We start from the raw sequence: 7281 nt of genomic DNA on the forward strand, positions 1-7281 counted from the left end.
GGGGGGCCGGTCCGTCGGCGGGGCGAGGGCGTTACGCTTTCTCTTCGGTCGATGAAGGCGTCGTAACGCGGAGGCTCCGCGGAGCCTCCGCGTTATCTCTCAACTCACGCGGGACGCGGGTCCGGGGGAAGCTGTGCGGGCGCCGGCTATGATCTTCTCCCGCCTCTCCCCGACCCGCCCCGTCCCCATGCCGCATTACGTCGGCGCGATCGCCCTCGTTCGCCGCAACGCCGCTTCCCCCGGCGACCCCGAGGTCGCCGACCCCGCCGGCCGCAGCGAATGGCTGTCCGTGTGGAACCCCGCCCGCAAGGCGTTGTTCCTGCCGGAGGCGGAGAAGCTGGAGGGCGAAAGCTACCGCGACGCCCTCGTCCGCGAGGTCGGCTGGGCCGCGGGCCTGGACGCCGGCAAGGATTTCCTGCTGAGCCACGCCCCGCGGGCACACATTCAATTCGCCGAGCAGTGCGAGGGGCCGACGGAGGGGGACATCACGATCTTGGAGTTCTATGTCTGCGAGCTGTTCCGCAAGGGGCGGGCGAAGCTGGACGGGAACAGCGAGGTCCGCTGGCTGACCGCCGGCCACCTCGAAGCGGGCGAGGCGAACGGCAAACCGATCGCGGCCCGGCAGCTCGACTTGATGAAGCGGGCCGACCTGATCCCCCCCCGCGAGGGCTGAGCCGATGACGACCGCAACCCCGCCGCCGACTCCCGTCCGTCCGCCGACGGCCAAGGCGCTGTTCAAGTTTCATCCCCACACCTGGACGCTGTGGATGATGGCGACGCCGTTGCTGATGGGGATCGCGCTTTTTTTCGACTTCTTCCCTCGGCTCGGTTCGCCGGCGTTCGATGCGGCGGGCGTGCCGACGGGCGAGCCGGTCTACAACCTCGGCTTCCCGCTGGTCACGGCGCTGTACGCCCCGAACGTCGGCTTCCGGCTGGGACCGTTGGGCTGGCCGGTGTTCGCCACGCAATTCCTGCTGTACCTCGCCTGCACCGGCGTCGTGTGGGCGTGGCAGCATGCGGCGAAAGAAGACGCCTGAGCCTGTAACGCGGAGGCCCCGCGGGGCCTCCGCGTGATGAGAAGACCTCCGAACCCTCATCGCTCCGCCGGGTCCGATCCGCCATGAACAACTCCCAGCTGCGTAAGCTCGGCGTGCCGGACTTTCTGATCGCGGACGCGCTGTCCGGCATTCGCTCCGCGGCGGCGGCGAAAGTGCTGCGCGGCTACAAGCTGAAGCAGTTCCTCCCCGCCCTGCTGGAGACCCCTGCCGACTACGAGAGCGATCCGCACTTTGGCCCGCTGGCGACGGCGGTGATGACGGCGGAAGCCGAGGATCTGGCCCCCCCGCCGGAGCCGATCGCCTATCGCACGTGGGGCGACGACATCGACGATCAGGCCCACAAGCAGATGCGCGAGGCGTGCAGCCTGCCCAGCGCCCGGGGCGCCGCGCTGATGCCGGACGCGCACGTCGGCTACGGCCTGCCGATCGGCGGCGTGCTGGCGTTGGAAAACGCCATCGTCCCGTACGCGGTCGGCGTGGATATCGCCTGCCGGATGAAGCTCTCCGTGCTGGACGTGCCGGTGGGGTATCTCGAAGCGGTCCCGGATCGGCTCGAAGACGCGCTTAATAAAGGCACGCGGTTCGGGGTGGGGGCCAGCTACGGCCGCAGCGGCCGCCAAAATCACCCGGTGATGGATCAGGACTGGAACGTCACCCGCATCACCCGGGAGAAGAAGGACAAGGCTTGGACGCAGCTGGGCAGCAGCGGCTCGGGCAACCATTTCGCTGAGTTCGGCCTGTTGACGCTTTCCCAGCGCGACGAGGAACTTGGCTTGGAGAAGGGCGAATACCTCGCCCTGCTGTCGCACTCCGGCTCCCGCGGGACCGGGGCGGCGGTGTGCGATACCTATTCCAAGATCGCCTGCAACCGGCTCGGCAAGCGGCAGCAGGAGCGGTTCGGCCGGCTGGCGTGGCTCGATATGGACAGCGAGGAAGGCCAAGAATACTGGGTCGCGATGAACCTGATGGGCGATTACGCCGCCGCGAATCACGCGGTGCTGCACAAGAACGTGATGGAGCGCATCGGCGCCCACGCGATCGCAGGCGTGGAGAACCACCACAACTTCGCCTGGAAGGAGACCCACGGCGGCAAGGAGGTCTACGTCCACCGCAAGGGCGCGACCCCCGCGGGGGCGGGCGTGCTCGGCGTGATCCCCGGCAGCATGGCGGACCCCGCGTTCATCGTTCGCGGTAAGGGCAACGCCGAGTCGTTGGACAGCGCCTCCCATGGCGCCGGCCGGCGGATGAGCCGCACCAAGGCGAAAGCGAAGTACGCCTTCGGCACGGTGCGGAAGACGCTGGAGAAGCGCGGGATCCGGGTGATCTCCGCCGGCTCCGACGAGGTGCCCGGCGTCTACAAGAACATCCGCCAAGTGATGGCCGCCCAGACGGACCTCGTAGACGTCGTCGCCCGGTTCGACCCGCGGGTCGTCAAGATGTGCGGCGACGGGAGCCGGGCGGAGGACTGACGAGAGCCATCGTCCTCACCCGCGTCCCCCGCTTCGCCGTCGCCGTTAGGCGGCGCGAACCGTCACAGGCGCGCCGCCTAACGGCGACGGCGAAGCGGGGCGGGCGTCAGAGGGCGGCGACCAACCGATCGACTTCCTCGTTGCTCGTATAGAGGTGCGGCGCCGCACGCACGCGGCCGTGGCGGACGCGGACGACGATTCCTTCGTTCAGCAAACGCTTCGCACAGCCGTCGCTTTCGCCGTCGGGCGGGGTGAAGGAGACGATGCCGCTGCGGCGGTCGTAGCGATGGTTGCTCGCGATCGCACAGGCCGCGGAGGTCAGTCCGTCGACGAGCCGGTCGGTGATCGCCAACAGTCGCTCGCCACGCTCCGCGGGCGGGATGGGGGCGAGCAGGTCCAAACTCGAGGCGAGGCCCGCCGCACAGGCGGTCGCGTAGGTGCCGCCCTCGTAACGGGCGGCGGTCTCTTTGAGTTCTAATTCGCTCGAGCCGTAGTTCCCCGCGTTCTGCACACTGTTCCAGCCGACCAGCAGCGGCCGCAGTTCGCTCAACCGTTCTTGTCGAACGTAAAGCACGCCGGCGCCCTCGGGGCCAAGCAACCACTTATGGCCGTCTGCACAGACGAAGTCGATCGGGACGGCGCCCACGTCCAGCGGCAGCACGCCGAGTCCCTGAATCGCATCGAGCAGAAACAGTGCCCCGGCGTCGTGCGCGATCTGGCAGAGGTCCGCAGGATCGTTTCGCCAGCCGGTGGCGTACGCGACCCAGCTGGCTGCAACGACCCGGGTGCGAGCGTCGCAGGCGTCACGGACCTTCGCGGGGTCCAGCTGTTCGTTCTCCGCGGCCACCTCCCGCACTTCAACGCCGCGGCTGGCGAGGTTCCGCCACGGCAGCAGGTTGGAGGGGAATTCGCACGCCGGCACGACCACGTTGTCCCCTTCCCGCCAGTCGATGCCCTCGGCGACCAGCCCGATCGCCTCCGTCGTGCTGCGGATGACGGCGATCTCTTCCTGCCGGGCGTTCAATAACTCGGCGAACCGCCTGCGGACGACCTCCACCCGCCCCCGCCACTTCGGCCAGTGCACGTCGCCGTGGTCGCGGAAATCGGCGGCGTACTCCGCCATCGCCGCCGCCGCGGGCGCCGGCAGCGGGGCGACGGCGGCGTGATCGAAGTAGGCGTACCGCTCCGTCACCGGCATCTGGGCACGGAGGGCGGCGAAGGCGTCGGACGGCATTGGCGGTCGGCGGGACGGGGGACGGACTCTGTGCGAAGATAGACTTGAAGAACAGATTACCGCCCGACCGCCAGGACGCCGTGACGACCGATCGCCGCATGCTTTGCTCTTCAATGACGTTCGCGGCCCCGGTGGTTCTCGCGACCGGATGCAACTCGCCGGAGCGGCAATTAGTGGAGGCCGCGGCGGACGGCGATCTGAGTGCCGTACGCAGCCTGTTGGCGGACGGCGTCGACGCGAACGCCCGGCCGGAGTTCACCGAGAATCGCATGGCCGTCTCGCCGCATCCTTGGAGCGCATTGCACGAGGCGATCCGCGGAGGCCACGTCGACGTCGTCCGCACGCTGCTCCGCCGCGGCGCCGATCCCGATCTTCCCGTCGCAACTTGGCAGGAACATGCAGGGTTGATCACTCCTGCTCGGGACGAACGAAACACCCCGCTGCGGGTCGCCTGCCAGTATCTCGAAGCGGGAGCGCTACGGGCGTTGCTGGACGCAGGAGCGGACACAGGTCACTTAGATGCGAGACTGAACGATGCGGCCCGAGCTGGTTTTCAAAAGGAAGAAGCTCCGGCGGCGGCGGAGGTCGTGTGGCTGCTGGTCGAAGCGGGAGCGTCGCCGGATGGCCGGCCCGGCGCCCGGCCGCTCATGACAGCTGTCGCGTATAACCGTCCCGGCGTCGTGGGTGCATTGTTGGAAGCGGGGGCTGATCCGAATGTGCACGACCCCGACGCGCTCGCCAGCTGGGGGAAATTCGACCCGGAAGCCGTTCCGGAGGGCGAGACGCCGGGCGGATTGATTGCTGCTAGACCCGTGTGGAACCCGCCCGCCCCGGGCCGCGCGGAGATCGTCCGGCTGCTTCGTGCGGCCGGGGCAAAATTTCCGCCTGTGGACGCGGCAATCGCCAAGCGGCAGCTTCGGCGAGAGTGAACTCTCCGTAGGCGGTAGGGTACTGCCATGACTCGAGCCGCGACGACGCCCACCCCGCCCTCCGGCGAAGATCTCTGCCTCCAATATCTCGACGGCCTGCCGTTCGAGCCGTATCCCGTGCAGGAGGAAGCCCTGCTGGCGTACTTCGAGCACGATCCCGGCGTGCTGGTCTGCGCCCCGACCGGCACCGGGAAAACGCTCGTCGCCGAGGCGGCTCTCTACGAGGCGCTCCACACCGGCAAGACGGCCTATTACACCACGCCGCTGATCGCTCTGACGGAGCAGAAATTCCAAGAGGTGCAGGACGCTGCGGAGCGGTGGGGCTTCCCGCGGGACAGCGTCGGGCTCGTGACGGGGAACCGCAGCGTGAATCCGGAGGCCACGGTGCTGGTGGTCGTCGCCGAGATCCTCGTCAATCGCCTCCTCGACGGGGAGAAGTTCGATTGGGACAACGTCTCCGCGGTGGTGATGGACGAGTTCCATTCCTTCGCCGACCCCGAGCGCGGAATTGTCTGGGAGCTGGCCCTGGCCCTGCTGCCGTCGCACGTGCGGTTGATGCTGCTGTCGGCGACGGTGGGGAACGCGGCGGACTTCGTCGTCTGGCTGGCGAAGTCGCACGGGCGGGCGATTCGGCTCGTGCAAGGCACGGAGCGGAAGGTGCCCCTGCAATACCACTGGACGGACGACGAGCTGCTGCCGGATCTCGCCGAGTCGATGGCCGACGGCGACGACCCCGGCACCGACAATCCCAACCGCCGCACGCCGGCGCTGATCTTCGTCTTCAGTCGGGACGAGTGCTGGCAGATCGCCGAGACGCTCAAGGGGCGGCACCTCATCAGCGCCGAACTCCGCAAGGAGTTGGCCGCGGCGCTCGAAGAATACGACTTCACCACGGGCGCCGGCCCGAAGCTCAAACCGATCCTGCTCCGCGGCGTGGGCGTGCATCACGCCGGGGTGCTGCCGAAGTACAAGCGGGCGGTCGAGGAACTGTTCCAACGGCGCCTGTTAAGCGTCGTCGTCTGCACGGAGACGCTCGCCGCGGGGATGAACCTGCCGGCCCGTAGCGTGGTGCTCACCACCCTGCTCAAAGGCCCGCCGGGGAAGAAGAAGGTCGCGGACGCCAGCGGCGCCCACCAGATGTTCGGCCGCGCCGGCCGACCGCAGTACGACGATCAGGGACACGTCTATGCGCTAGCGCACGAGGACGACGTGAAGATCAGCCGCTGGGACGCTAAGCATGACCTCGAATCGTTGGAGAAGTCCTCCGATCCGAACCTGCAAAAAATGTTCAAGCGGCTCAAGAAAAAGCGGCCGAGCCGGAATCCGAGAACGCAGTACTGGAACGACGACCAGTTCCAAAAGCTCATCGCCGCCCCGCCCGGCAAGCTCGCCAGCAAGGGCCGATTGCCCTGGCGCTTGCTGGCCTATCTGCTGAAGAAAAGCCCCGAGGTGGACAAGGTGCGGGCGTTCGTGCGCACCCGCCTGATGGACGAGGGCCGCGTCGAGGGGCAGTTGAAGGAACTGGACCGGATGCTGATGACGCTGCACCACGGCGGCTTCGTCGATCTCGAACCGGAGCCGCCCGCCCGCAAGGAACCGAAGCCGGCAGCGGCAGAACCCGGCGAACCGGAGCTGGAACCCGAACCCAAACCCGAACCGGCCGGCGGGATGCTCGGCGGCCTGCTCAGCGAAGCGATCGCGGAGGCTCAGCACGAGACGGACAAACCCGCAAAAGACGACTCACCGCTCGCCAAAGCGCGGCGGAAGGAAGCGGGCGAGGAGGAACCCTCCGACGAGCCGGTGCGTTACTCCCCCAAGCGTGCCATGCCCACCGAGCGGGCCGATCAACTCACGGCGTTCCGCACCGTCAATCCGGTGTTCGGGTCATGGCTGCTGACGATCCTCGGCAAAGCGGACCGTGAGGAGTGGCTGCAGATCCTCGAAGCGACGCTGGAGTTCCCCGGCAGCACGGCTCGCAGCGTCCGCGTCCCGCAGCCGGACTTCATGCCGCCCGGCTCGCTCGCCACGGGGTACGTCGACCCGGAACTGATCGAACGCGGCGTGCTCTCCCCCGAGGAGCTGTACCCCTCGTCCATCGAAGACGACGACAATCGGCTCGCCAACGATTGGGAGCGCAAGTACGCCCCAACCCTCGCGGAGAAGGTCGATCTGCTGTTTCGGCATGAATATCCGCACGTCGACGACCAGCGGATCCGCTCCGTCTGGTGCGCGGGGGATCTGCTGAACCACGGAGCGAACTTCGACGACTACGTCACCGCCCGCGGCTTGCAAAAGCAGGAGGGCTGCGTCTTCCGCCACTGCCTGCGGCTCGTGCTGCTCTGCGGCGAGTTCGCCCGGCTGACCCCCGACGGACTCGATGCCGCCGAATGGCGGGACGAGCTGAAAGACGTCGCGAAGCAGCTGACCCTCGCCTGCCGGGCTGTCGATCCGCAGACGACCGAGGCCGAACTCGAAACCCTCAAGTCCGGCGGCGAAGACGGCGCCGACGACTTCGGGCTGGGGCTGTTCGAGTAAGGGGTGTTTCCGGGGCTCCCTACTCCCCGTTTTGGGGGAGAGGGGTTGGGGGTGAG

6 protein-coding genes are annotated in these 7281 nt (G+C 68.0%); 5 read left to right on the top strand and 1 reads right to left on the bottom strand.

Translation table 11 applies throughout. The features are described 5' to 3' along the window. Positions 1-187 precede the first annotated feature (187 nt). From LzC2_RS03430 to LzC2_RS03440, 3 genes are all read left to right on the top strand, one after another. Positions 188-673 (top strand): hypothetical protein, encoded by a 486-nt coding sequence (locus tag LzC2_RS03430; RefSeq protein ID WP_171183765.1) that lies wholly within the window; start codon positions 188-190, stop codon positions 671-673. A gap of 4 nt (positions 674-677) precedes the next feature. Continuing rightward, positions 678-1037, top strand: coding sequence for a hypothetical protein (locus tag LzC2_RS03435; RefSeq protein WP_171183767.1), 360 nt, complete (start codon positions 678-680; stop codon positions 1035-1037). A gap of 83 nt (positions 1038-1120) precedes the next feature. Next, positions 1121-2527, top strand: coding sequence for an RtcB family protein (locus LzC2_RS03440; protein ID WP_171183769.1), 1407 nt, complete (start codon positions 1121-1123; stop codon positions 2525-2527). A gap of 106 nt (positions 2528-2633) precedes the next feature. Here the strand turns inward: LzC2_RS03440 and LzC2_RS03445 are convergent, their stop codons facing one another. Beyond that, a complete protein-coding gene (locus LzC2_RS03445) occupies positions 2634-3761 on the bottom strand; it encodes an aminotransferase class V-fold PLP-dependent enzyme (protein WP_171183772.1) in 1128 nt (375 codons plus the stop codon). 98 nt (positions 3762-3859) lie between these two features. Here LzC2_RS03445 and LzC2_RS03450 point away from each other — a divergent pair, with 98 nt between their 5' ends. Both LzC2_RS03450 and LzC2_RS03455 read left to right on the top strand, forming a co-directional pair. Continuing rightward, a complete protein-coding gene (locus tag LzC2_RS03450; protein ID WP_171183774.1) occupies positions 3860-4690 on the top strand; it encodes an ankyrin repeat domain-containing protein in 831 nt (276 codons plus the stop codon). A gap of 27 nt (positions 4691-4717) precedes the next feature. Next, positions 4718-7225 carry a DEAD/DEAH box helicase gene (locus tag LzC2_RS03455; protein ID WP_171183776.1) on the top strand — a complete coding sequence of 836 codons (2508 nt, stop codon included), beginning with the start codon at positions 4718-4720 and terminating at the stop codon, positions 7223-7225. Positions 7226-7281 lie beyond the last annotated feature (56 nt).

It is taken from the genome of Alienimonas chondri, assembly GCF_013036045.1.
In the GTDB taxonomy this organism is placed as follows: Bacteria; Planctomycetota; Planctomycetia; order Planctomycetales; family Planctomycetaceae; genus Alienimonas; species Alienimonas chondri.